The organism is Nocardia sp. NPDC050710 (assembly GCF_040654375.1).
Taxonomy (GTDB): domain Bacteria; phylum Actinomycetota; class Actinomycetes; order Mycobacteriales; family Mycobacteriaceae; genus Nocardia.
The window spans coordinates 249,999-273,725 of sequence record NZ_JBFAHV010000003.1; the positions used below are offsets into that span (position 1 = coordinate 249,999).

The following is a 23,727-nucleotide window of genomic DNA, read 5'->3' on the forward strand; positions in this document are numbered from 1 at the left end:
ATGACCGAAACGTGTTCTAGTTTTGAAACGTGAGCCAGTACGCAAAGTCGACGGCGAGCACCTACGAGCTGCCTCATCTGGACGCGCTCGAGGCCGAGTCGGCACATATATTCCGTGAAGTGGCAGCAACTTTCGAACATCCGGTGCTGCTCTTCTCCGGCGGCAAGGACTCGGTGGTGATGCTGCACCTGGCGGCCAAGGCCTTCTGGCCCGCGCCGCTGCCGTTCCCGGTGCTGCACATCGACACCGGACACAACTTCGACGAGGTGATCGCCTACCGCGACCACACCGTCGAACGGCTCGGCCTGCGCCTGGTGATCGGCCGGGTGCAGGATGATATCGATGCGGGCCGGGTGGCCGAGGAGACCGGGCCGCGCGCCTCGCGCAACCGGTTACAGACCGCGACCCTATTGCGCTCTATCCAGGAAGGCGGCTTCGACGCGGTCTTCGGCGGCGCCCGCCGCGACGAGGAGAAAGCGCGCGCCAAGGAGCGAGTCTTCAGCTTCCGCGACGAGTACGGGCAATGGGAGCCGCGCAGCCAGCGCCCGGAGCTGTGGAACCTGTACAACGGCAAACACCGTCCGGGTGAGCACATTCGAGTGTTTCCCCTCTCCAACTGGACAGAGCTCGATATCTGGAGCTACATCGCCGCCGAGCAGATCGAGCTCCCGTCGCTCTACTACGCGCATCGCCGCCCGGTCGTGCAACGCGACGGAATGCTGTTGGCACACACCAGATTCCTGCAACTGCTGGATGGCGAGCAGCCATATGAGGCGACCGTGCGGTTCCGCACCGTAGGCGATGCGACCTGCACCGGATGCGTGGAATCCCATGCGACCACCCCCGCCGAGGTGGTCACCGAGGTCGCCGCCGCGCGGGTCACCGAGCGCGGCGCGACCCGCGCCGACGATCGAATCTCCGAGGCGGGCATGGAAGATCGCAAACGAGAAGGGTACTTCTGATGGCCACCACCCTGCTGCGCCTCGCCACCGCGGGTAGCGTCGACGACGGCAAGTCGACGCTGATCGGCCGGTTGCTCTACGACTCCAAGACGATCTTCACCGACCAGCTCGCCGCGGTGGAGCGGACCAGCCGTGACCGCGGCGACGAATATCCCGACCTGGCGCTGCTCACCGACGGGCTGCGTGCCGAGCGCGAACAGGGCATCACCATCGATGTCGCGCATCGCTACTTCGCCACGCCGCGAAGGAAATTCATCATCGCCGACACGCCGGGGCATATTCAGTACACCCGCAATATGGTGACCGGCGCCTCCACCGCGGATGTCGCACTGATCCTGGTGGATGCGCGCAAGGGCGTGGTCGAGCAGACCCGCAGGCATGCGTTCCTGGCCGGTCTGCTCGGTATCCCGCACCTGGTGCTCTGCGTGAACAAGATGGACCTGGTCGACTGGTCACAGCAGCGCTTCGAGGAGATCCGCGAGGAGTTCGCCGGCTTCGCGACGAAACTCCAGGTCTCCGACCTCGCCTTCGTCCCGGTCTCGGCGCTGCACGGCGACAATCTCGTACACCGTGGGGCCAGCATGCCGTGGTACGAGGGCACTCCCCTGCTGCACCACCTGGAGGAGGTGCATATCGCCTCCGACCGCAATCTCATCGATGCGCGGTTCCCCGTGCAGTACGTAACCCGCAGGCACGCACAGGATTTCCGAGGGTATGCGGGCACGGTCGCGGGCGGTGTGTTCAAACCGGGTGATGATGTGACGGTGCTGCCCTCCGGCTTCACGAGCACGGTCTCCGCCATCTGGGGTCCGGGCGGTACACCGGTCGCCGAGGCCTTTCCGCCGCAGGCGGTCACCATCCAGCTCACCGACGAACTCGATATCTCCCGTGGTGACATGATCTGCCGCCCGGCCAACCGTCCGCAGGTGGACCGCGATATCGACGCCATGGTCTGCTGGTTCTCCGAGGACACCCAACTCACCCCCGGCGCGACCTACACCATCCGGCACACCACCCGCACGGCCACCGCCGAGATCCGAAGCCTGGACTACCGGCTCGACGTCAATACCCTGCACCGCGACGAACACGCGGACGCGTTGTCGCTCAACGAAATCGGCCGCGTCCAGCTGCGTACCCGGCAGCCGCTGCTCTTCGACCCGTACCGGCGCAATCGCTCGACCGGCAGCTTCATCCTGGTCGACGAATCCACCAACAACACCGTCGCCGCGGGCATGATCACCGGTCCGACCCTGCCCTCGGCCCGCGTGGTCTGGCACTCCACCGCGGTGGAACGCGACGAACGCGCCACCCGAGGTCTCACGGTCTGGCTCACCGGGCTGTCCGGATCCGGAAAGTCCACCGTCGCCGTGGAATTGGAGCGCAGGCTGGTCGCCAGTGGACGTCCCGCCTTCCTGCTGGACGGCGACAACCTGCGCCACGGACTCAATGCCGATCTCGGGTTCTCGGCCGCGGACCGGGTGGAGAACATCAGGCGCGTGGGCGAAGTCGCGAGGCTGTTCGCCGAAGCCGGTGTGGTGGCAGTGGTTTCCTTGATCAGCCCCTACCGGGCCGACCGGGACCGGGTCCGGGACGCGCATCGGACGGCCGGCATCCCCTTCGTCGAAGTCTTCGTCGACACGCCACTGGAAATCTGCGAATCCCGCGATCCCAAGGGCATGTACGCCAAGGCCAGGGCCGGCGAGATCCGCGGTTTCACGGGTATCGATGACCCGTACGAGGCGCCGACCGATCCGGACCTGGTGCTGCGCCCCGGGGATGGCGACCCGGCCGCGATGGCATCGGCCATCCTCGCCAGGCTGGCCGACCTGGGCTGATCGACGCCCCGCACCCTCGGCCCGCATTCGACGATCCGCGGCCCCGGTGCGCTGAGCGACGCCCGCTCAGCGCACCGGTCGCGTGCGCAGCGCGGAGACGAACCAGGAGAGGACCGGCGCCAGACTCGGCGGCGCCTCACCACCGTCGATCACCGACAGCAGTTGCCAATAGCGTTCCACGCGAAGGTCACTCGCGACCTCGAGCCGGGTGAGCATCCACTCGCGCAGATCCGCGTCGTCGGCGCGGGCGAAGGTTTCGGCATAGCGGGCGGCGAGGGCATCGACCACCGGTGCCGCCGCCGCGGAATCCGGCGCGACGCCCGCCTCGATCGCACCGCCCACCGCGGCGAGCACGGCCTCGGTCAGCTCATGGTGCAGGCCGGTGGTGTCACCGTTCGCGCGTTCGGCGGCCTGATATTCGGCCATCCGTCGCACCGACGCACGGAAGTCCGGGTCCTGGGTGAGTTCGGCGAGCTCGACCCAGGCCGCCAGCTGTGCGGGCGCCGGGTCGTCCGGCAGTTCCGGCACGGTCGCGCGAATCAGCTCGACCAGCACAGGATTGGCGTCGGTGGTGCCGAAGGTGTCGTCCACGAAATCGTGGATGAGCGACCGACGTTGGTCGGCGGTCAGGCGGGCGAGTCTGTGCATGAGTTCCATCTCCTCGGGGGTCGAGCCCCGTTCGGCTACCGCGCGCAGGACCGTGCGACGCACCCGGAGCGTGCGGAGCTGGATGTCGAGAGCGGCCGCGTGGGCGGCCGCCACCTCGCGCAGTGCGCTCCGCCGCTCCAGGACCCGCTGGATCACCGGCAGCTCCAGGCCCAGCTCACGCAGGGACCGGACCAGGGCGAGGCGGGCCAGCGCGGCGTCGTCGTAGAGCCGATAGCCGGTGGGGCTGTAGGTGGTCGGCGCCACGATCCCGCGATCGGCATAGAACCGGACGGCTTTGACGGTGAGGCCCGTGCGTTCAGCCGCCGCGCCGATCGGATAGAGCGTGTCGTCGTCCATGCCCCCACCTTGGCGGCTCCCCCAGGAGGAGACTCAACTCCTTTTCGGGCCTGCAGGTAGGCGGCACAGGGGATACACCCGCCTCACAGAGGGTATATCCCCTGTGAGGCGGGTGGAACCTCTGTGGGAACTACCCGCAGGCCCTAGAGGTGGGTCAGAGGGTGCCGAAGAAGGCCCGGATGTCGCCGAGCAGCAGGTCGGGCACCTCCAGTGCCGGGAAGTGGCCGCCGGAGTAGAACTCCGACCAGTGCGTGATGTGGTGCGCCCGCTCGGCGAAGCGGCGGATCGCGTAGTCACCGTCCATGAATACCGCGACCCCCGTCGGTACCGTGCCCTTCGGCTTCGGCGCGAACATGGTCGCGTCGTGAAACCGCTCGTAGTAGAAGTTGGCGACGCTGCGGGCGGTGTCGGTGAACCAGTAGATGCTCACGGTGGTGAGGATCTTGTCCAAGTCGACGGCGTGTTCCGGCAGCTCGTGCGACCGGTCGGTCCACTCCCGGTATTTCTCCACGATCCAGCCGAGCTGCCCGGCGGGCGAGTCGGCCACCAGTTGCGCGATGGTGTTCGGGCGCGAACCCTTCAGATTCATATACGCCGAACCGTCGTCCTGGAACGTCTTCATCGCACCCAGTCGCTGCCGTTCGGCGTCGGTGAGGGCTGCCATATCGGCCGGGTCGCCGGTCGGGAAGGTGACCAGCGCGTTCACGTGCACGCCGAGCACATGCTCGGCATCGATCCGGCCGAGCGTGGGCGCGATGAAGGCGCCGTGGTCACCGCCCTGCACCCCGTACCGTTCATAACCGAGCCGGGCCATCAGTTCCGCCAGCGCCGCCGCCACGCGGCCGTCGTTCCAGCCCGGCTCGGTGATCGGGCCGGAGAACCCGTGCCCCGGCAGCGAGGGAATGACCAGGTGGAAGGCGGGTGCATCGGCGTCACCGTGCCCCGCGGGATCGGTCAGCGGGCCGATCAGATCCACGAAGTCCACCACCGAACTCGGCCAGCCATGGATCAGCAGCAGCGGCGTGGCGTCGGGCGCCGCCGATCGTATGTGCAGGAAATGGATCCGCTGCCCGTCGACGGTCGTGGTGAACTGCGGGTAGGCGTTGAGCGCGGCCTCCTGCGCGCGCCAGTCGAACTTCTCGGCCCAGTGGACGGCCAATTCCTTCAGATAGGACGCGGGCACACCGCGTTCCCAGCCGGTGCCCGGCAGGTCGTCGATCCAGCGGGTCCTGGCCAGGCGGTCCCGCAGATCGTCCAGGTCGGCCTGCGGGATTTCGATGCGGAAGGGGCGGATATCGGTGTTCGTCATGCCATTGATGCTTTCGGTAAAGAGGGGCTCCCCGAATCACGAGAATTCGTTATCTTCCGCTGCGGCCGCTGGTCCACCGGACTCCCGCCGTTGGCGGACGGAGAGCGCACGGGCATGATTTCGGGGGTGGCAAATGTTCCGGTCAGCAGCGTGTTCGTCGGGCGAGGCGGCGAGCTCGCCACGCTGCTGGAGGCCGTGACGGAGCCGCGGGTGCGGGCCGTACTGGTGACGGGAGAAGCCGGGATCGGTAAGTCCAGGTTGGTCACGGAGTTCGGCGCCCGCCTATCCGCCGACACGCTGGTGCTGATCGGCCGGTGCCCGGAATTCGGCAATGAGGGGGTGCCGTTCGCACCCTTCATCGCGGTCATGCGAGGGTTGATTCGGGCATACGGCGCCGATGCGCTCACCGCGCTGCTGCCCGGCGTGCATCCCGCACTCGCGCGCTGGCTACCGGACCTCGCCACCGAAACCCCCACGGTCGAGGACGAATACGATCGTCTGCGGCTCTTCGGTGAGCTACTCACCCTGATCGAGCGCCTCGCCTCGACCAGGCCCTTGGTGCTGATATTGGAGGACCTGCACTGGGCCGATGACTCCAGCCGCGAACTGCTGGCGTTTCTCGTCGCCAATCTGGCCGAACCGAATGTGCTGCTGGTCGCCACATTCCGCCCGGCGGGCCCACCCGCACTCCGCAGACTCGTCGCCGAATTGCGGCGCAGCCCGGCGGTTCGGGTCCTCGAACCCGAGCCGTTCACCAGGCACGAAGTGGGCAGGCAACTGGCGGCGCTGCTCGACCGCGAACCGGAGCCCCGGTTGACCGGCCGAGTCTTCGCCCGGAGTGCGGGAAATCCGCTCTTCGTCGAGGCCCTCAGTCACGCACCGGAAGAGACGCCCGCCGGGCTGACCGAGCTGCTACTGGCCGCGCAGGCCGGGCTCGGCGTCGACGCGCGCACGGCACTCCAGGTCGCGGCGGTCGCCGGATCCCCGGTCGAACACGACCTGCTGGAAGCCGCCGCGGATATCCCGGCGCCGCGCCTACGTGCGGCGCTGCGGGAGCTCATCTAGCAGCACCTGCTGACGGCGATCGGCACCGGATACGAATTCCGCCACATCCTCATCCGGCAGGCCGTCTACCAGGATCTGCTACCGATCGAACGACGCCGCCTGCACGCCGGGTTGTCCCACCTGCTGACCGCGCGGCCCTCGCTGCTGCCCGCGGAATCCGTCCAGGCGGAGCTGGCCCACCACGCCTTCGCCGCGGGCGACCTCCCGCGGGCGCTGACGGCCTCACTGGCTGCCGCGCAGGCCGCGGCGCAGGCGGGCGCCCAGCCCGAACGGCTGCGACATCTGGAGCGGGTAGTCCAGCTGTGGGATAAGACATCGCACGGCGCGGCGACGCCCATCGATCGACTGACGGTGCTCGAAGAGATCGTCGACGCCAGCTATCACGGCGCCGCCGTACGGCGCGGTATCGAAGCGGCCGATCAAGCCCTCGAATCGATCGATGCGACGAGGGCGCCCGCCCGGGCCGCGCTCCTGCACTACCAGCGGGCGCACCTGAGGAATCAGAGCGGTACCGGCGGGCAGGAGGATCTACGGCGCGCTCTCGACCTACTCCCCGAGCAACCCCCGACACTGCTCCGCGGCGAGGTGCTCGCCGAACTCGCCGTGACCCTGGCCTTCACCGGAGATTCGGCAGGCGCGCGACGCCATGCCGAAAGCGCGCTGGCGGTGGCCGAACAACTCGACGCGACCGCACTCGCCGCCAAGGCCCATTCGTATCTCGGTCTCGCCGAGCCGGATCCGGCCGTGGCCATCGACCATTTCGCGCGCGCACACGAGGCCGCGGCCACCGCGCACGACGCCGCGACCCTGCTCACCGTCGTCACCTGGGAGTCGGCCGCGCTCGTGGCCGCCGGCCACTTCGCCGCGGCGATCGATACCATTCACAGCGGTTTACGGATCGCGCACGACACCTTCCGATTCACCGAGCGCGGACCGATTCTCCTGGTGAAGTGGGCACAGGTGCTCACCGCGCTCGGCCGCTGGACGGAAGCGACGCAACTGATCGATGAGACTCTCGCAGAACCGCTGCCCGCGCTCGGCACCGCGGCACTGCACCTGTGCCACGCTCGAATCGCTATCGCCCGAGGGGATTTCCAGGTCGCTGAACTCGACGCGGATACGGCCGAGCGGAATCTCGGCGCGGGCAGGTGGGCCGGACAGTACCGGCTGGAGTTGGGCGGTATCCGGGCACGTCTGGCGCTGGCGCGGGCCGAGACGCAACAGGCGGCGCAGCACCTCACCGCAACGCTGGCCACCGGGGAGCCCACCGAATACCCGCACGACATTTGGCCGCTGCTGGTGCTCAGCGCCCAGCTTCCGGATCTCCCGATCGATCATGCCGCGCTGGCCGCTGCGCTGCCGTGGACATCCGTGGTGGACGCCGCGCACCGTGCCGTCTATACCGCGACGATCTCGGGCACCGTGTCCGACTGGCAGGCCGCCGTGGCCGCCTGGCAGCTCATCCCCCAACCCTACGAGCAGGCGCAGGCGCTACTCGGTTGCGCCACAGCAGAATTGGCCACAGGAGACCGCATCGCGGCGCGGGCGGCCCTGCTCGCCGCAGCCACCCGCGCCGCCGAACTCGGCGCGGCCCCACTGTTGGAGACGATCCGCCGCACCGCCGAACGCGCCCGCTTGCCCCTCGACACACCGGCCGACGACGACCTATCCCGTGCCACCCCCGCCGCCCCGCGCACCTTCGGCCTCACACCTCGCGAGCTCGACGTATTACGCCTGGTGGCACAGGGTTCGAGTAATCGCCAGCTGGCCGCGGAACTGTTCATCAGCGCCAACACCGCGGGCGTGCACGTCTCCCGCATCCTCACCAAACTCGGCGTCGCCACTCGCACCGAAGCCGCCGCCTTCGCCCACCGACACCGTCTGCTCACCGAGCCGGGCTGATCGAGCGCACGCGGCCCCAGCCGTCCGATCCGAATCCGCGTAGCTCCCGCCCGGCGGGTCAGGGTCCGGCGGCGACCAGGGCGTCCGCGGTTCGGGTGCAGAAGGCGTCGCTGTCCTCGAGTCCGTGGATCAGGCCGCGGGTTGGTGGCCCGGGGCTGACGGTGGCGCTTCCACCCGGTCACGGCGTGCTCGATCGTGGTCCGATGACCCGGGCCGGAAGCTCCGATCCTTGTGGATCTCGAAATCCATCGCTTCACCTGGATAGGCGGATTGCGACGATCGCTGGAACCGAAGGTGGATGGGGCTGCTGGTCGGCGTTGGTGCCGGCGACAGCGGGCCGCCCGCCGACCGAGCCGACCCGCCGCATTTCGACGGTAGCGCGGCTGGTCCCGGGACAAGGGTCCGCATTGTCGCGGATCCATGTGCCTGTCAAGAATTCGGTGGGGTCGGGTCCCGCATCGGACGGGAACAACTCCCAATGAAATGTCGCGTTGGTGTGCGGCTCGTACGATCCCGTGAAGCAGGGGTAAGGACTGCTGTAGCTGGTCCGCCATGCCCCGCCTTCGAGCACGAGCATCGGAGAAAAGACGGCGCGAGGATCTGTGCGAGGATCTGTGCGAGAGTCTGCCTGTGTCGTTGCGGCGCAGCGGTCGCCGCTGCGCAGGCAGATGGTGTCGTATCGTTGCCGGATCTTGTTGGGCGATGGGGGATTGAGAACATCCGGGGTCGCAGTGTAGGTGACGGTTACGTCGTAGGTGCCGCTGATCAGCGCGACGGGCCGGGTATCGACGCGGGCGGGAATGGTTTCGGGCGGGACGACGGCGACCTTCGGGTCGATCTCGCCGAGGCGGGAAAGCGTCATCCCTACCTCTTGGGTGTATGCGCAGGGCCCGCCGGCGAAGCCGGTGTAGGTTCCGGCCCACGACGGGTCGCCGGATCGGAATTGGAGTCGCTGCCACACCGAGACGATTTGGGGGGCGTTGGTAATCGGACTTTCGCAATCGCTATCAGGCTGGGGCGATAACTCTCTTGTGATCATCCACGTGCCGTCGCGATAGTCGGCGACGAACTGAGCCGGGTCTTTCTCTGGATCGACCGGGTCCTGGCTGGTTATCGAGGCTACGCAGCGTTCGCTGTCCGATGGGCAGTTCGATCGGACCGACCACATCCGGGTACTCGGGGGCCCGTCATCCGGCTTTCCATTCATAGTTCGGGGCGTGTAGGTGACCTCGTATTTGCCGTCGAAGGCAAGCCCGGGCTCCGAGCGGTGGGTTAGCAACCAAATCCCCGCCACCATCGCCGCAGCGGCCAACGCGGCGACCACGGCCACCGTTACCCGGATGAGGGGCCGTTTGCGTTGTGGCGGTGCGGTGCCGTCTCGTCGGATCCTCCACGATTCGGGTCGGATGAGCTGCATGGCACGGAGGTGCACGGGAGGTCCGGCGTTGATCGTGGACTCTTGCTCCGCGTTTGGTTCTGCGGAGAGGATCGGCGGCGGTGTGTCGGGCCGATCACTGTGACCTTCGAGGCCGGGCTTTGGGATTGATGTGGGGGTAATTCTGATGGTGCTTCCGGCGGTGTCTGCGGGGGCGGTGGTGAGGGCGTGGCCGGCGGCGGTTGCCAACTCTCCGGCGGTCGGGTAGCGGTCGTCCGGGCTCTTCGCCATGCCCCGGGCGACGACATCGTCGAACCCGACCGGCAGGCTGAGCCGTCGCAGGCTCGGTGCCGGAGGGGCGGCTGTCAGGTGCGCCGCGATCTGTTGTTCCTCGCTCCTGCTCGGGTAGGGCGGGATTCCGGTCAGACATTCACACAACACGCAGGTGAGGGCATATACGTCGGATCGAGCGTCGGCGACCCCGCTGGTGAATCGCTCCGGAGCCATGTAGGCCAAGGTTCCAATCATCGTGCTGACGCTGGTCAGCGGGGCATCGCCGGACGAGCGTGCGATGCCGAAGTCGATCAGATACACGAAGCCGCTGTCGGTGACCAACAGGTTGGATGGTTTGACGTCGCGGTGCACCATACTTTGGGCGTGTGCCGCATCCAGCGCCGCCGCGGCTTGGCTGATCACAGCAACCGCCGTCTCTGGCTGCATAGCACCATCGCGGTTGAGCAGGGTTCGCACGTCGGCGCCGTCGATCAGGCGCATGTCGAGGTAGAGGTGGCCATCGATTTCGCCGTAGCCGTGGATCGGGACCACATGTGGTTCGCGCAGTTGAGCGGTGTCGTGAGCCTCGCGTCGGAATCGCTCCCGGAAGCTGGGATCGACGGCGAAGTGTTCGGGCAGCAATTTGATTGCCACGATGCGGTCGGTGACGGTGTCGTAGGCCCGCCATACCTGGCCCATGCCGCCCTCACCGATCAGCTCCTGCAACCGGTAGCGACCGAACGCTGTGCCGTTCACCGACCACCTCCCGCACGGATCGCCTTCGCTATGAAGCGATTAGCATCGTGAAAAGGTCGCATATTGATGATATCGGCCCCGACATTCCTACTGCATCAGTTGTGGTCAACTCTATGACCCGCTCTCAACCGCCGCGCGCACTATACGACGGTCCCCCTCGTACTCGCGTGCCCGAAAACGCACCAGCCACCCAACCTCTCGTTTGTGCTCCTCCTTCCTTGTGGTCTCCGCTCCCCCTGCCGGACCTTCCCTGCTTTGTGTTTTGTGTCGGCTCCTGCCCTGCCCGCAGCTATAAGTACGGCCTGGTTTTAGCCGCTGAGCTGTCGTTTTGCGACTCAATCCAGGAATACTCGAATGCCCGTGAGCCGCGTATCCGCACTACGATCGATCATCGCGTCCATTCGCATTTCGAGATCGCATATGTCCCGAATGTCCGCACCCGGAGAGGCGCGAGACGGTGGCGTCCATCCCCCGCGGGGCATATCCCGCCGCGACGATTGTCGAGGGATGAATCTTCGAGAAGCGCCTGAACGACCTCATTGATCGGCTCGCCGAAGTCTTCACGCGAGTTCCCGCGATAGCCGGACACGCCGTGCCGCGGTCACGAAGCTTCGCAGTGCCGGCTCTGTTGGACCGGGAGCCGCCGGCGGTGTTTTACCTCGGCGACCCGGCGCGCCTGATCGGCCCGTAGGCGCCGCACGGGCGTGGGTTCGGCCGCCATCTCATCCACCTGTCGGTCGCTGACCTGCATGGATAGCGACGATAGTGGGAGTCCGGGCGCCCGGAATCCACGGCGAATCGCCAGTAAATCAGGGGATGTTATTCCGCCGGTCGATGGTCGGTTCTACCTGCGGGAATGGACCCTCGTTCGGCATTAACGCCACCCGAGCGGCTCACCCGGAGTTTCGTTCACGCAGATTCGAATGCGGCGGGCCGTGGCATCCGGCCCGCCGCCCGGCTTCAGAACCAGGAATCGCGCATGTCGAGGGTGGTGCGGTCCAGCGAGGCGAGCAGGTCGAGCTGCGGTCCGGTCTTCGGCAGTTCGTACCGGAAGAAGTACCCGGCCGCGGCGCGCTTGCCGTCGTAGAAGTCACCGGTCCCGGCCGCGGCAGCGAGCAGCTGTTCGAGCCAGATCCAGGCCACCACGATGTGCCCGAAGGCCTCCAGGTACACGCTGGAGTTCGCCATGGCGGCGGCCGGGTCACCGGCCGCGAACATCGAGCCGGTGACCGCCAGCAACCGCTGCCACGTCACGTCCAGCTGAGCGCCGAATTCGGCGGCCGCGCCCCCGATCGCGGCGGCGGCCGCCACGGTCTGCCCGATCCGCTCGCCGAGCAGACGCAGACTCGCCCCGTCGTGCTGGATCACCTTGCGACCGAGCAGGTCCAGGCCTTGAATACCGTGCGTGCCCTCGTGGATCGGGTTCAGTCGATTGTCGCGGTAGTGCTGTTCGACGTCGTACTCCCGGGTGTAGCCGTAGCCGCCGTGCACCTGGATGGCCAGACTGTTGGCCTCCAGACACCACTGGGACGGCCAGCTCTTGGCCACACCGGTGAGGATCTCCAGCAGCAGCGTGTGCTCCTGCCGGGCCTGCGGATCGGTGGCGGTGCGGCGCAGATCGACCAGGCGGTTGCAGTACAACAGCAGACCGAGCGCGCCCTCGACATAGGCCTTCTGCGCCAGCAGCATGCGCCGCACGTCGGCGTGCTCGATAATCGGAATCTGCTGTTCCGCAGGATCTTTGGCTGTGACAGCGCGCCCCTGCCTGCGTTCGCGGGCATAGTCCAACGACTTCAGGTATCCGGTGTAGCCGAGCGCCGTCGCGCCGAGACCGACCCCGAGCCGGGCCTCGTTCATCATGTGGAACATGTACGACAGACCCCGGTGCGGTTCGCCGACCAGATAGCCGACCGCACCCGGTGCACCGTCCGGGGTGTGCTTACCCTCGCCGAAGTTCAGCACGGTATTGGTGGTGCCTCGGTACCCCATCTTGTGGTTCAGTCCGGCGAGTACCACATCGTTCCGGTCGCCGAGCGAACCATCCTCGGCGACAAGGAATTTCGGCACGACGAACAGCGAGATACCCTTGACACCGGCCGGACCGCCGGGAATCTTGGCCAGCACCAGGTGCACAATGTTCTCGGTCAGTTCGTGATCGCCGCCCGAAATCCACATCTTCGAGCCGAAGAGCCGGTAGGTGCCGTCGGACTGTGGCTCGGCCCGGGTGACGATATCGGCCAGCGAGGAACCGGCCTGCGGCTCCGACAGGCACATGGTGCCGGTGAACCGGCCCTCCACCATGGGGCGCACGAAGCGGTCGACCTGCTCCGGGGTGCCGTGCGCGGCAAGGAGATTCGCATTGCCGACGGTCAGGAACAGGTAGCCGGTGGTGCCCACATTGGCGGCCTGGAACCAGCAGAATCCGGCGGCCTCGACCGTGGCGGGCAGTTGCAGTCCGCCGATCTCCTCGTCCATCGCCGCGCCGATCAGGTTGGCCTTGGTGAACGCCTCGATCGCGGCCTTGACCTCGGGGATGATAGTGACCCGCTCGCCGTCGAAGGTCGGCTCATTACTGTCGTTGCGCTTGTTGTGCGGTGCGAAGTGCCGGGTCGCCAGATCCTCGCACAGCTCGAGGAATCCGTCGAAGGTCTCCCTGGAGTGCTCCTCGAAGCGGGGCAGCGCGGTCAGTTCCTGCACCCGCAGCCATTCGAACAGCAGGAAGTCCAGATCCCTGCGTGAGATCAACGTCGAGCGCACGGGCACATCCTCTCGCGATGGTCATATCCGAGCAGAGGGCCCGGGACCATTTGATACGTTACTATCTGTGTGTCGCGATTAGATGCCGGGGCGGTCAGTCGGCCCTCGGTCCGTAGGTGTTCAGGAACAGCACCGGACCGTCGCCGAGCTCACCCCGGGCGTCCAGATCGACCAGGGCAGCCAAAGCCTTTGCCGTGTAGACGGTTTCCAACTCCAGCCCGACCTCTGCGGCGAGCCGCTGCGCAGTGACCGCGGCGGGGGTCTCGTGCCCGTATCCGGGTCCGAGCCAGTCACCGACCATGGTCACATCCTCCGGCCGCACCGATACCTCGCACCGGGCTCCGCGCGCCCGCAGCACGCCAGCGGCCCGATTCGCCAGACCCGCAATATGCGGCGCATCGAGCGGGAGGCTGTCGTTGACGACAACGCCGAGCACCCGGGTGCCCAGCCCAGCCAGCCGCAGCCCGAGCGCCAGCCCCGCCGCGGTGCCGCCGGAACCCACCGCCGTCACCACCCGCGCGGGCTCCGGCAACTCCCCCGCGGCGACCTGCGCCGCCAGCTCCAGCGCCACCTCCACGTAGCCGAGCGCCCCGATCGGCGAGGATCCGCCCGCGGGCAGCAGATACGGCGGTGTGCGCCCGCTCATATGCCGCAGCAGCAACCAGGGCGCGGCCAGTATGGTCCGCAGCTTGGTGTGCGTGAAATGCAAGGTGGCACCGGATGTTTCGAGCCGTCGCAGCTGCGCCAGGACATGATCGTCCACCGGCTGATCGACCAGCGCGAGGGCCGTCTCGAATCCCTGTTCCCGCCCGTACCTGGCCACCGCTAAACCCCAGTTGGTGCCGGTGCCCCCGACCGTCAGAATGGTCCGCGCCCCGCGCCGTCGGGCCTCCGGCAGCAGCCACTCCAGCTTCCGGATCTTGTTCCCACCCCACCCGCCGGACCCGTACCCGCTCTCATCCTTGCACCACACGGCATTTCGTGTGCCCAGCGCCAACTCCCGCACCGGTGTCGGTGCGACACCGAGCCGCAGGAACGGCAGCTGGTCCGCCAACCCGGGGAAGCGTCGGTGCAGAAGCGAATCACTCACCGGCTCACCCTAGCCGCACAACGCCCGGCACAGCCGCCACCGACGCAGGAGAGACCGGCACCTGCCCGCGACAGCGACAGCAGCCGTCGCCGCGGCAGCAGCGGACGCAGCAGCTGCGACAACGACAATGACAGCAGTCGCGACAGCGGCAGCCGTCGCGGCGGCAGCGACGATAGCAACAGCAACAACAGCAACGACAGCAACAGCGGCAGCGGCAGCGGCAGCGGGCAACGGGCAACGGCAGCGGCAGCGGGCAACGGCAGCGGCAGCGGGCAACGGCAGCGGCAGCGGGCAACGGCAGCGGGCAGCGGCAGCGGGCAGCGGGCAGCAGCAGCGGCGGCAGCGGCAGTAGTCGCGTCGGCAACGACAGCAGCAGCGGTCGCCGCGGCGGGAGTCGCGGCGACAGCGGCGATCGCGACGACGCAGCGGTCAAGCGCGATGCACACCGCGGCAACCGTTGTGGGCGGCAGCCGGTGACCACCAGAACGGTAGTCACCCGGTGTGCGTACCGGATACGCCGCGATGACCGCCGACTACGCGGCGTCGGCGATCACGACGACACCGCTCGATGCGTCCAGAAGCGGAATCGTGCGGGCGGCGGCATCATCGACGTGCACTCGCGGGTGGGCAGGCAGCTCCGACTCGTAATACGTTCCAGGGCCATAGAACTGGCCGTACTTCACCACGACACCGTCGGCGTCGAGCACCGCCGCCTCGTGCGCCGCGATGACCGCGCCACGACCTGCCGCGGGTTCCCAGGCAATGCTCTGGGCGAGAAAGCGTTTCGCACCCGCGGCCCGGGCTGCGGCCAGGAGGTTGCGAGTGCCTTCGGAGCGGATGCGGGCGTTCGCGTCGGCCAGTTCCCCAATGCGCGCGGCGTCGTCGGGCAGATCGGTGAGCTGATGCATCACCAGATCGGGGCGGAAATCCGCAACCGCGGCGGTGAGGGCGTCGAGGTCGTAGACATCGCAGACGACGGCGGCCGCGCCCGCCGCGCTCAGCTGATCGGATTTGGCGGGCGACCGGGTCATTCCGGCTACCTCGTGTCCCGCCGCGACCAGCAGTGGTACCAAGCGGATTCCGATGACGCCGGTCGCGCCGGCCAGGAAGATACGCACTCCGATCACCCTATCGCCCGACGCCCCGGCGGTCGTTGCCGGTCGTATGCTCTGCGGCCCGGCCCGTATCGAACGTCAACACGCGCAAAGGACAAGGCGGCGCAGCAGCCCGCGCTTCACGGTAGTCCAGCCCGTCCCGGACCCGGCACGGGCTGGACGGCCCGTCGGTACGGACCTCTGACACGGCTGTCGGGCCGGTGTGAGGCGCACCCGAGTGACCCGGAGTTTCATGTGCATTGGATGCGCAGCCCGGTGCGCCGGGTGTGCGTCCGGCACATGAACAGATACAGAGTTCCGACGTCACCCCATATCGCATCGGTGAGCTCACTCGGCCGGATTTGAAGCAGCAGCTCCATCGGCCGTCTGCATTCCGTGCAGACCGGCGTCTCGTCCCCACCGTTCGCCCAGTACGGGTAGCCGCCGATCGCCACCCCGGTATTGCGCATGTGCGGTCGTCGGGGGCGTTGCTGCGTCAGATGGAGTGCCGCACGGTCGACGACGTCCCAGTTCGCCCACGCTTCCCGGGACCCGCTGTCACCCGGCACGAGGGTCCACAGCTCAGGGCAGTGCAAGTGCATTCCCACCCCGTCGGGCAGCGACTTCTCCAGGCGTGGCACCGCATGGCGTTCCTCGAAGTCCGGCCCGGTGCCGTGCACGAGAACCTTGGGGCGCCGCAGTGCGGTGTAGGAACGCACGAGCCATCCGCCCCGTTCGCGTTCCCGTCCCCATGGGTGGCACCCCCAGCAGTAGAAGAACGTGAAGAACGAGATCGGGAGCCTGTCGTGCAGGCCGTCGCGGGAGTAGTCGACCTGCGCGACGAACGTGAGGTTCTCGGCACAGCCGTCGCACAGGGGCCAGGTCTCGCCCTCCTCCACTGTCGGGAACCCGCCGAACCGAGTGGCGGCGAACTCCCGTGTCACGTGGGGCTGCGCGGGAACGGGCGGAGGAACGGCGTGCCGTCGGCGGCGTCCACGCGCACGTGTCTCGGGCGGGCTTTGGGCTGGCTCGAGTACGGTGCGCGTCCGCAGCAGCGGCCGCAGCAGCCGCACGACGTGTTCTTCGTGAAGTGCGGGCACGCACGCATCGTATGCGGCGGACCATCACGACTGCCCGTCCATTCTTACGCTGATTGTGGGATGTCTTGTGCCACAGGGTCACACCCAGGTGGTCGCGAGCCAGACGGTCACGGCGGCTGTGAGAAGAAGGGTGATGTTGAGGGCGACTCTTCGGTCTCCGCCGGTCAAGTGGACCGGGATCGCACCGAGTTGCAGGAGCACGAAACCGATGGCTGCGGCCACGGCGAGCCAAGGCGTAAGGCCGGTCAGGGGTGGAAGGATCAGCCCAAGCGCGCCGAGCACTTCGAGCGCACCGACGATCCGGACGGCGGGTAGTGGTAAGCGGTCTACCCAGGTCATCATGGGCCGGAGTTGATCCCGGTTTCGGGTGATCTTCAGTGCGCCTGCATAGAGGTAGAAGAGGGCGAGCGGGCCTGCGGTGATCCAGAAAGCGATGTTCACAATTCCATCCGGTGGTGGCAGGTGCGGGCCGAGGCATAACGTATCTCGGCCCGCTCGGGTTCAGGCCGAGCCGGTGGCGTATCGGCTCATCACGTCCATGTTCACCTGGGGTGCCAGTTCCCGGCCGTCGGCGATCATGTCCTGTAGGTCGCGGAAGTACTGCACATACAGGTCGGGTGTGAAGGTGCTGAGCATGACGGCCGGTTGGCTGGTGATGTTGGCGAAGGTGTGCGGGGCACCGGGTGGGACCATCACCAACGTGCCTGCTGTCGCGTCGTAGTCGGTATCGCCGACGGTGAACCGCACCGTGCCGGAGATGATGTAGAACCCTTCGTCGTGCTGGGCATGTCGGTGCTGCGGCGGTCCCGGAGTGTATGGGGCCAAGACGGATTCGGCGACGCCGAGACGGTGCCCGGTGTTGCTGCCGTCCTCGAGGACGCGCATGCGTGTGGCACCCAACATGATCGTCTCACCCTCGTCGGGTCCAACCACCGAAACGGTTGCGCCGTAGTTCGTTTTGTCGTTCATTGTTTCGTCGGTCATGTTTCGATTGCACCGCCGAGACGTCGAGGCGTCCAAGACCTGTTCTGCCATGCCGATACCGGACGGGTATCGTGCCAGCGTGGAGCTGCGTACGCTGCGTTACTTCGTCGCTGTCGCCGAGGAACTCCATTTCGGTCGCGCCGCCGCCAGGCTGCACATGAGCCAGCCGCCGTTGAGCCGCGCCATCCAGCAACTGGAGTCGGAAGTCGGCGCCGCGTTGTTCGACCGATCGCCGACCGGCGTCGATCTCACCCGAGTCGGGGCGGTACTGCTGGACGACGCGCGCGCCCTGCTCGACCAAGCCGACCGGGTCAGCACACGGGTAGCCGCCGCGGCCGGAAATGCGAACATCACCATCGGCATCCTGGGTGACGCCACCGACCCCGGCATCACCAGGCTGGCCGCCGCCTACCGCCACAAGCACCCCGAGGTCGACATCCGCATTCGCGACACCGACCTCACCGACCCCACCTGCGGGCTGAAGGCGAGACTGGTCGACGTCGCGGTAACCCGTGCACCGTTCAACGACACCGCCTTGACCGCGCGTGAGCTGCGCGCTGACCCGGTCGGGGCGGTACTGCGCGCCGACGACCCGCTGGCCCACCGTGACCATCTGAAGCTGGCCGACCTGGCCGGCCGCCGCTGGTTCCAGTTTCCCGACGGCACCGACCCCATCTGGCAGACCTACTGGAACGGCGGCGAACCGCGTGAAGGCCCGGTAGTGCGGGTCGTCCAGGAATGTGTGCAAGCCGTGCTCTGGAACGGCACCGTCGGCATCACCCCCCTCGGGCACAAGGTGCCCGACGGACTGGCCACAGTCCCGCTGGTCGATATGGCACCGAGCAGTGTGGTGGTGGTGTGGAACGCAGGCGACACCAACCCCCTGATCCGATCGTTCGTGCAAATAGCAACGGCCGCATACGCAATTCCGAACCATCGGTAGCGAATCCCACCGGGTAGGGCTGTTGTCCAACTCGCTCGGCGACGACAGCTGTGCCGGAGTCGACCTGGACGAGATGTCGACCGAACCACCCGTCACCCAGCCCGCGCCGCGTGGCCTCGACGTCTGATTCAGACGACCGGCAGCCTGCGATGGCCGGAGGTCAGCGCGGCGCAGAGTTCGCCGTAGGCGATCTCCAACTCGGCCAAACGGGTCCAGGCCGCATACATCTCGTTGCTGCCCGGATCGATTGTCATCAGGAGATGGAAGGCCAGGTCCGAGGCCGCCGCCATCCGATCGATCGTCGTGCCGAGCGGCTCGGCGACGATGCCCGCCTCCGGCCGCGGCTCCGGAAGCCTGAGCCGCGTCCACTCGTCGATCTCGTCGATGAGTTCGTCACGGCACCAATCGATCTCGACGGCCCGCTCGGGATGATGGCGGCGCTGCCGGTGCAACTCCGCCAAACCGTAGGCCTGTGTGCACAACGGGCCGAGCAGATAATGCCCGCGCAATGCCGCCAGCAGTTGATCCTTGGACGGCAACACCTCGCGCACCGCACTGTGCTCCACGCCCATCAGCGAAAGCCCTCCCATCCTCGGCGCCCGGTGTCTCCCACGGAGTACCACCGCGGGACCTGGCTGACGCATCGAATCCGGGAAGCTTTTCCAGCTGTTATCCGGTGCGCTCCCCGACTATGGCGTCCAGCCGCGTGCCCAATGCGTTGACCTGGTCACGTAGCGCGATGACCGACTCCAGCGGCCAGTCCGTTGCCGCCAGTACCGATTCGATCATCTGCCGAGCCTGCCCTTGTAGCGCACGACCCGCCTCGGTGGCGCGCAGTTCGACCGCACGGCGGTCGTGTGGACTGCGCAGGCTCTCGACCAGACCGTGCGCCTGTAGCCGCTGGATGAGCGGTGAGACGGTGCCGTAGTCCAGGCGCAGCCGTTCGCCCAGTTCCTTCATGGTCATACCCGGCCGCTCCCACAGCGCGAGCAGCGCGAGGTACTGCGGATAGGTCACCTCCATCGCGTCCAGGAACGGCCGGTAGGCCGCCGTCATCGAACGCGAGGTGGAGTACAGGGCAAAGCACAGTTGGGCGGCGAGCGAGAGCAGGTCGGTTTCGGTTCCCCCGGAGGCCGCGGTAACGGCGCCGGAGGTCTCGGCCGCTTCGACACGCACCATTGGTGTGGAGTGCGCTTCATCGGGCATCCAGTCACTCTACTGCAGCGAGTTTGCTTGTGTTGACGTGCTGATACACCCGTTCTCGAGAACATCGGATCCCCGTACTGCCCACGTTGCTCGACGCGCACCGCTCCATCGGAGTCGACGCCACGGGCCGGAATGACTCCGCGGGAGGTTGTTTCGGCTTCTCGGCGAAATCTCGCGCGGCAACGGGTCGTGGACTGGTCGAACGCCCGCCTGTTCACCAACTCGAATCGGTAGCGGGGCAGACCGATTCGATGATCCAGCGGTGCGGCCCCCGCACCAGGCGGACCCGGTTGAGGGCTCGGCGCGGCATCCGACGCCGGACCGCCGTCTACGGCGACGAGCCGTCACCCTCCGAGGGGGCCGCGGCATCCCCACCGTCCTCCGGGTACGGCCCCGTCGCCGACGGCCGGGCGCCGGGATCGCGCTCCAGTGCGACAGCGCAGGCGAGTGCGTGCATCACGCCCGGAATCAATTCCACGCGCACCGACCCCTCGTATTGACACAGCAGACCGCCGTCGTAGCGCCGCACGGCATATCGAATCCAGCAGCGCTCTTCCCCGCCGCTGAGATCACGCTCGACCCGGGCGGCGAGTTCGGTGAGCGCCGCCGCCACCTGCGCTACGCTCCCGCTGTTACCGATCTGCCACCACACCGCATCGAATCGGTCCGGTTCGGATATCTCCACCAGATACATCAGGGGCGAGTCCGCGCCAGTTACCGCCACGGCCGCCACCCTGCCAGAAACCAACCGGCCGGTCCAATTATTTGGCACGGCCGCTTTCGACGGCATCGTCACCACGTCGCGTCCCGCGTGAAAACCCCATGGAAAACGGAGATTTCGCATACACGACGCCATCGGCATCCGCATATGCGACGAGCGCCGCCCGCGGAATGGATCCGCGGACGGCGCTAGGTTCGCTCGTCGATCCGGGCCGGCTCAGATCACCGCGTTCATGATCGTGCCCGCGCTGGTCGCGACGGCGCCACCGGCCATCGCGCTCGCCACCATCTTCGGAGACTGCAAGCCGCCGCCATTCCACTTTTCCCAGGCGAAGCGACCGCCGCCATAGGTAATAGCGGTAATTCCGGAGAGTTGGATGAGCCAGGTGAAGTACCGGCCCATCTGCAGCAGCTTGTCCGACAGCGGCGGCGCCTCCGGTGTCGGATTGCCGACCTGAGCGAGGACGGTGTCGTGTAGCGCGCAGAGGATCGTGCTCACTGTCATGCTCCTTCACGGATGCCGAGGTGATGCTGGGATCGGGAAAACACGAAGACCGAGCGCACGGAAAATCTCGTTGACCTCATCAATTGAACATCATCAAGATCATGTGATGTGACAGACACACCGAATTCGACATGACTCGACTCACACCTCCCGGTGGGTGCCGCGAACCGTGCACCGCTCTACGATTCAGGTAGTGCAGGGATTGATTCCGATCGGGGCGCGGCGCGGCGCCCACTCACCATCGACGCCGTAAAACACCCTATTTCGGGGAGGGCACCATGGGTTACCTCATTCCGCTGCTCATCGTCTTGCTCGCCGTCGCCGCCTCGGTCGTCGTGGCCTCGTACACCACCGTGATGGCCACCTATTGGTTCGAACTCCGGCACCGCGATCACACCGATCCACCGGACGTTTCCGCCGCTCGCTGAGGCCCGGAAAAGATGTTCCCCCGGCCGCGACGGCGCGTTCGCCCCGGCACGCGGCGATACCCGCGATCCGAGCCGTTTCGTTGCGGGATCCCGCCCTACCCGAGGTTCGCCACGCCTATGCTGAGCGGGCAAATCTCGCAGTTTCCGGGCCGCAGGCCATGTGGCCCGGCCGAAGGGGAATCTCAATGCCGGACAGCCAGGCGCATGCCGCCACCGGATTGCCGACCAGAATCGATACCAGCGTCGCCCACGAGGCCCGCGTCTACGACTACTGGCTCGGTGGAAAAGACAACTACCCGGCCGATCGCGCACTCGGCGACGCGATAGCAACCCATATCCCCGCCATCCGCGGTATGGCGCGCGCCAACCGGGCATTCCTCGGCCGCGCGGTGCGTTACCTGGTCGGGACGGCGGGGATCACCCAGTTCCTCGATATCGGTACCGGCATACCGACCGCGGGCAACACCCACGAGATCGCTCAGCATCTGGACCCTGCCGCACGGGTCGTGTACGTCGATAACGATCCGATCGTCCTGGCCCACGCCAGGGCGTTGATGGCGAGCACCCCGCAGGGCAGGACCGCGTTCATCCACGCCGACTTACACGAGCCCGACAGCATCCTGTCGGACCCCGCCCTGCTCTCGACCGTGGACCTCGACCGACCGGTGGCGATCATGCTGGTCGCGATCATGATGTACTTCCGGGACGAGGACGACCCCCACGCCATAATCGAGCGGTTGCTGGCGGCCGTCCCCTCCGGCAGCTGTCTCGTGATCACCCATCCCACCGCGGATTTCGACGAACGCGCCATGGCGCGCGTAGTGTCCTCCGCCGAACACGCCGGGATCACCTTCGCACCGCGCAGCCGCGCCCAGACCGAAACGCTCTTCGCCGGAACCGAACTCGTCGAACCCGGCGTGGTACCCGTGGTGACCTGGCACCCCGAACTCACCGGCGGACTCGCCCCGACCGTCGTGGCCGATCCCGAATCCGCCTGGTACTGGGCCGGTATCGGCCGCAAGTCATAACGGCGTAGCCCCGAAGGGATCGCCCGAATCACCGGATAGCGCGGCCTACCCGACCCTGACGACCAGCTTGCCGAAGTTCCGTCCCTCGAGGAGTCCGATGAATGCCTCGGGGGCGTTCTCCAGTCCCTCGACGATGTCCTCCCTATAGCGGACGCTGCCATCGGCGATCCAGCCCGACATATCGCGCAGGAAATCCTTGTACATCTCCTTCACGAATTCGCTCTGGATGAAGCCGCGTACGGTGACGCTCTTGGTGAGAATCCGAGAATAGAAGGCGGGCAGGCGATCCGGGCCCTCGGGAACATCCGCGGCATTGTAATTGGCGATCAGACCGCAGACGGGAACCCGGGCGTAGGTATTGAGCAGCGGGTACACCGCATCCGCGACAGCGCCGCCGACATTCTCGAAATAGATGTCGATGCCGTCGGGTACCGCGGCGCGCAGTTGATCGGCGAAATCGGGGGCGCGGTGGTCGATCGCGGCATCGAAGCCGAGGTCGTCGCGCACATACGCGACCTTGTCCGGGCCACCCGCGATACCGATCGCCCGCGCACCCTTGATCCGGGCGATCTGACCGACCGCCGAACCGACCGGGCCGCTCGCCGCGGCGACCACCAGGGTCTCGCCGGCCTTGGGCTGCCCGATCTTCAGCAGCCCGGAGTAAGCCGTGAACCCCGGCATGCCGAGTACGCCGAGCGCCGTCGAAATGGGAGCTTTGTCCGGGTCGAGTTTTCGCACCGCCCCGGCGGGCACCACCTGATGGCTCTGCCAACCGGAGTAGGCCAGCACCACGTCACCCTCGGCCAGACTCGGATCCCGCGACTCCAGTACCTCGGCGACGGTGCCGGCGACCATCACTTCATCGATCTCGACCGGTGACGCATACGATTCGGCGGCGCTCATCCGGCCCCGCATATACGGGTCCAGCGACAAGTACAGCGTCCGCAGCACTACCTCACCCTCGGCGGGCGGAGGCAGTTCGACGGTCTCGATCCGGAAGTTCGCCGGGGTGGGGGCGCCCACCGGGCGGGAGGCAAGCACGATACGCGTCGACTCGACCATGTCCCCACCCTAGCCGCACACTCCGGGCCGGCCAGCAAGGTCGAGGCGGCGCCCGGCGCGCCGAACGCCTTCAGGACCGTCGACGACCGACCGCTTCCCGCACCTCGATCGTCAGCACCACCGCCACCAGCGCGACCACACCGAGTTGGATGCGCCAGCCCAGGCCACCCGCGATATCGGTCGAGAACAGGAAGGCGGCGATACCGGTTACGCTGCCGATGACACCGAAGACCGTGAACAGGTCGAGGGTGACGCCGAGCCTGCGTTCGCGTCGGCTGGAGGCCCGGGAAAGCTGTGTCTGACAAGCACTCTGGAGCATATCGAGCTT

23 protein-coding genes are annotated in these 23,727 nt (G+C 67.2%); 7 read left to right on the top strand and 16 right to left on the bottom strand.

The annotated features are described in order from the left end of the window. The first annotated feature begins 29 nt into the window (after positions 1-29). The gene (cysD, locus tag AB0H61_RS09015; protein WP_357300926.1) at positions 30-962 is read left to right on the top strand and encodes a sulfate adenylyltransferase subunit CysD; all 933 of its coding nucleotides are present in this window, start codon (positions 30-32) and stop codon (positions 960-962) included. Then, entirely contained in the window at positions 962-2,797 is a 1,836-nt protein-coding gene (gene cysC, locus AB0H61_RS09020) for an adenylyl-sulfate kinase (RefSeq protein WP_357300927.1), read from the top strand. The genes cysD and cysC overlap by 1 nt, the downstream gene beginning before the upstream one ends. Positions 2,798-2,863: 66 nt before the next feature. Here the strand turns inward: cysC and AB0H61_RS09025 are convergent, their stop codons facing one another. After that, complete coding sequence (locus AB0H61_RS09025; protein ID WP_357300929.1) at positions 2,864-3,802, bottom strand: MerR family transcriptional regulator; 939 nt, start codon at positions 3,800-3,802, stop codon at positions 2,864-2,866. Positions 3,803-3,956: 154 nt separating this feature from the next. After that, entirely contained in the window at positions 3,957-5,111 is a 1,155-nt protein-coding gene (locus AB0H61_RS09030) for an epoxide hydrolase family protein (protein ID WP_357300931.1), read from the bottom strand. A 126-nt stretch (positions 5,112-5,237) separates the two neighbouring features. On the opposite strand from AB0H61_RS09030, the gene AB0H61_RS09035 reads away from it, so the two are divergent. Continuing rightward, positions 5,238-6,176, top strand: coding sequence for an AAA family ATPase (locus AB0H61_RS09035; protein WP_357300932.1), 939 nt, complete (start codon positions 5,238-5,240; stop codon positions 6,174-6,176). 111 nt (positions 6,177-6,287) lie between these two features. Beyond that, a complete protein-coding gene (locus AB0H61_RS09040) occupies positions 6,288-8,078 on the top strand; it encodes a LuxR C-terminal-related transcriptional regulator (RefSeq protein WP_357300934.1) in 1,791 nt (596 codons plus the stop codon). A 253-nt stretch (positions 8,079-8,331) separates the two neighbouring features. Here the strand turns inward: AB0H61_RS09040 and AB0H61_RS09045 are convergent, their stop codons facing one another. The 8 genes from AB0H61_RS09045 to AB0H61_RS09080 form a co-directional block, all read right to left on the bottom strand. Continuing rightward, the gene (locus AB0H61_RS09045; RefSeq protein WP_357300935.1) at positions 8,332-10,482 is read right to left on the bottom strand and encodes a serine/threonine-protein kinase; all 2,151 of its coding nucleotides are present in this window, start codon (positions 10,480-10,482) and stop codon (positions 8,332-8,334) included. Positions 10,483-11,442: 960 nt separating this feature from the next. Further along, positions 11,443-13,239, bottom strand: a complete 1,797-nt coding sequence (locus tag AB0H61_RS09050; RefSeq protein ID WP_357300937.1) for an acyl-CoA dehydrogenase — start codon at positions 13,237-13,239, stop codon at positions 11,443-11,445. A gap of 94 nt (positions 13,240-13,333) precedes the next feature. Further along, positions 13,334-14,329 carry a pyridoxal-phosphate dependent enzyme gene (locus tag AB0H61_RS09055; protein ID WP_357300939.1) on the bottom strand — a complete coding sequence of 332 codons (996 nt, stop codon included), beginning with the start codon at positions 14,327-14,329 and terminating at the stop codon, positions 13,334-13,336. Then, a complete protein-coding gene (locus AB0H61_RS09060; RefSeq protein ID WP_357300941.1) occupies positions 14,326-14,775 on the bottom strand; it encodes a hypothetical protein in 450 nt (149 codons plus the stop codon). Before AB0H61_RS09060 ends, AB0H61_RS09055 begins: the two co-directional genes overlap by 4 nt. An 87-nt stretch (positions 14,776-14,862) precedes the next feature. After that, a complete protein-coding gene (locus tag AB0H61_RS09065) occupies positions 14,863-15,447 on the bottom strand; it encodes an NAD-dependent epimerase/dehydratase family protein (protein ID WP_357300942.1) in 585 nt (194 codons plus the stop codon). Positions 15,448-15,674: 227 nt separating this feature from the next. After that, positions 15,675-16,523 carry a DUF1963 domain-containing protein gene (locus tag AB0H61_RS09070; RefSeq protein ID WP_357300944.1) on the bottom strand — a complete coding sequence of 283 codons (849 nt, stop codon included), beginning with the start codon at positions 16,521-16,523 and terminating at the stop codon, positions 15,675-15,677. A gap of 78 nt (positions 16,524-16,601) precedes the next feature. Further along, positions 16,602-16,964: a DoxX family protein gene (locus tag AB0H61_RS09075; protein ID WP_357300945.1), complete on the bottom strand. Its 363-nt coding sequence runs from the start codon at positions 16,962-16,964 to the stop codon at positions 16,602-16,604. Positions 16,965-17,024: 60 nt separating this feature from the next. Further along, positions 17,025-17,507: a cupin domain-containing protein gene (locus AB0H61_RS09080; protein ID WP_357300947.1), complete on the bottom strand. Its 483-nt coding sequence runs from the start codon at positions 17,505-17,507 to the stop codon at positions 17,025-17,027. Between the two features lie 79 nt (positions 17,508-17,586). On the opposite strand from AB0H61_RS09080, the gene AB0H61_RS09085 reads away from it, so the two are divergent. Next, entirely contained in the window at positions 17,587-18,450 is an 864-nt protein-coding gene (locus AB0H61_RS09085) for a LysR substrate-binding domain-containing protein (RefSeq protein WP_357300948.1), read from the top strand. 128 nt (positions 18,451-18,578) lie between these two features. Here AB0H61_RS09085 and AB0H61_RS09090 read toward each other — a convergent pair whose 3' ends face one another. From AB0H61_RS09090 to AB0H61_RS09105, 4 genes are all read right to left on the bottom strand, one after another. After that, positions 18,579-19,040, bottom strand: a complete 462-nt coding sequence (locus AB0H61_RS09090) for a DUF4254 domain-containing protein (RefSeq protein ID WP_357300949.1) — start codon at positions 19,038-19,040, stop codon at positions 18,579-18,581. 79 nt (positions 19,041-19,119) lie between these two features. Beyond that, on the bottom strand, positions 19,120-19,656 hold the full coding sequence (locus AB0H61_RS09095) for a MarR family transcriptional regulator (protein WP_357300951.1): 537 nt from the start codon (positions 19,654-19,656) through the stop codon (positions 19,120-19,122). A 328-nt stretch (positions 19,657-19,984) separates the two neighbouring features. Next, the gene (locus AB0H61_RS09100; protein WP_357300953.1) at positions 19,985-20,380 is read right to left on the bottom strand and encodes a hypothetical protein; all 396 of its coding nucleotides are present in this window, start codon (positions 20,378-20,380) and stop codon (positions 19,985-19,987) included. A gap of 213 nt (positions 20,381-20,593) precedes the next feature. Continuing rightward, positions 20,594-20,875, bottom strand: coding sequence for a hypothetical protein (locus AB0H61_RS09105; protein ID WP_357300954.1), 282 nt, complete (start codon positions 20,873-20,875; stop codon positions 20,594-20,596). 284 nt (positions 20,876-21,159) lie between these two features. Between AB0H61_RS09105 and AB0H61_RS09110 the strand changes: the two genes are divergently transcribed. Together AB0H61_RS09110 and AB0H61_RS09115 are read left to right on the top strand one after the other, a co-directional pair. After that, positions 21,160-21,309 (top strand): hypothetical protein, encoded by a 150-nt coding sequence (locus AB0H61_RS09110; protein WP_357300956.1) that lies wholly within the window; start codon positions 21,160-21,162, stop codon positions 21,307-21,309. Positions 21,310-21,494: 185 nt separating this feature from the next. Continuing rightward, on the top strand, positions 21,495-22,337 hold the full coding sequence (locus tag AB0H61_RS09115; protein ID WP_357300958.1) for an SAM-dependent methyltransferase: 843 nt from the start codon (positions 21,495-21,497) through the stop codon (positions 22,335-22,337). Positions 22,338-22,382: 45 nt separating this feature from the next. On the opposite strand, the gene AB0H61_RS09120 is transcribed toward AB0H61_RS09115, so the two are convergent. Beyond that, positions 22,383-23,399 (bottom strand): NADP-dependent oxidoreductase, encoded by a 1,017-nt coding sequence (locus tag AB0H61_RS09120; protein ID WP_357300959.1) that lies wholly within the window; start codon positions 23,397-23,399, stop codon positions 22,383-22,385. 70 nt (positions 23,400-23,469) lie between these two features. Then, entirely contained in the window at positions 23,470-23,718 is a 249-nt protein-coding gene (locus AB0H61_RS09125) for a hypothetical protein (protein ID WP_357300961.1), read from the bottom strand. Positions 23,719-23,727 lie beyond the last annotated feature (9 nt).

Coding starts and splice junctions, on each gene's coding strand:
- cysC (WP_357300927.1), top strand. CDS start 962: ATGGCCACCACCCTGCTGCGCCTCGCCACCGCGGGTAGCGTCGACGAC.
- AB0H61_RS09025 (WP_357300929.1), bottom strand. CDS start 3,802: ATGGACGACGACACGCTCTATCCGATCGGCGCGGCGGCTGAACGCACG.
- AB0H61_RS09030 (WP_357300931.1), bottom strand. CDS start 5,111: ATGACGAACACCGATATCCGCCCCTTCCGCATCGAAATCCCGCAGGCC.
- AB0H61_RS09080 (WP_357300947.1), bottom strand. CDS start 17,507: ATGACCGACGAAACAATGAACGACAAAACGAACTACGGCGCAACCGTT.
- AB0H61_RS09090 (WP_357300949.1), bottom strand. CDS start 19,040: ATGGGAGGGCTTTCGCTGATGGGCGTGGAGCACAGTGCGGTGCGCGAG.
- AB0H61_RS09095 (WP_357300951.1), bottom strand. CDS start 19,656: ATGCCCGATGAAGCGCACTCCACACCAATGGTGCGTGTCGAAGCGGCC.
- AB0H61_RS09110 (WP_357300956.1), top strand. CDS start 21,160: ATGGGTTACCTCATTCCGCTGCTCATCGTCTTGCTCGCCGTCGCCGCC.
- AB0H61_RS09115 (WP_357300958.1), top strand. CDS start 21,495: ATGCCGGACAGCCAGGCGCATGCCGCCACCGGATTGCCGACCAGAATC.
- AB0H61_RS09120 (WP_357300959.1), bottom strand. CDS start 23,399: ATGGTCGAGTCGACGCGTATCGTGCTTGCCTCCCGCCCGGTGGGCGCC.
- AB0H61_RS09125 (WP_357300961.1), bottom strand. CDS start 23,718: ATGCTCCAGAGTGCTTGTCAGACACAGCTTTCCCGGGCCTCCAGCCGA.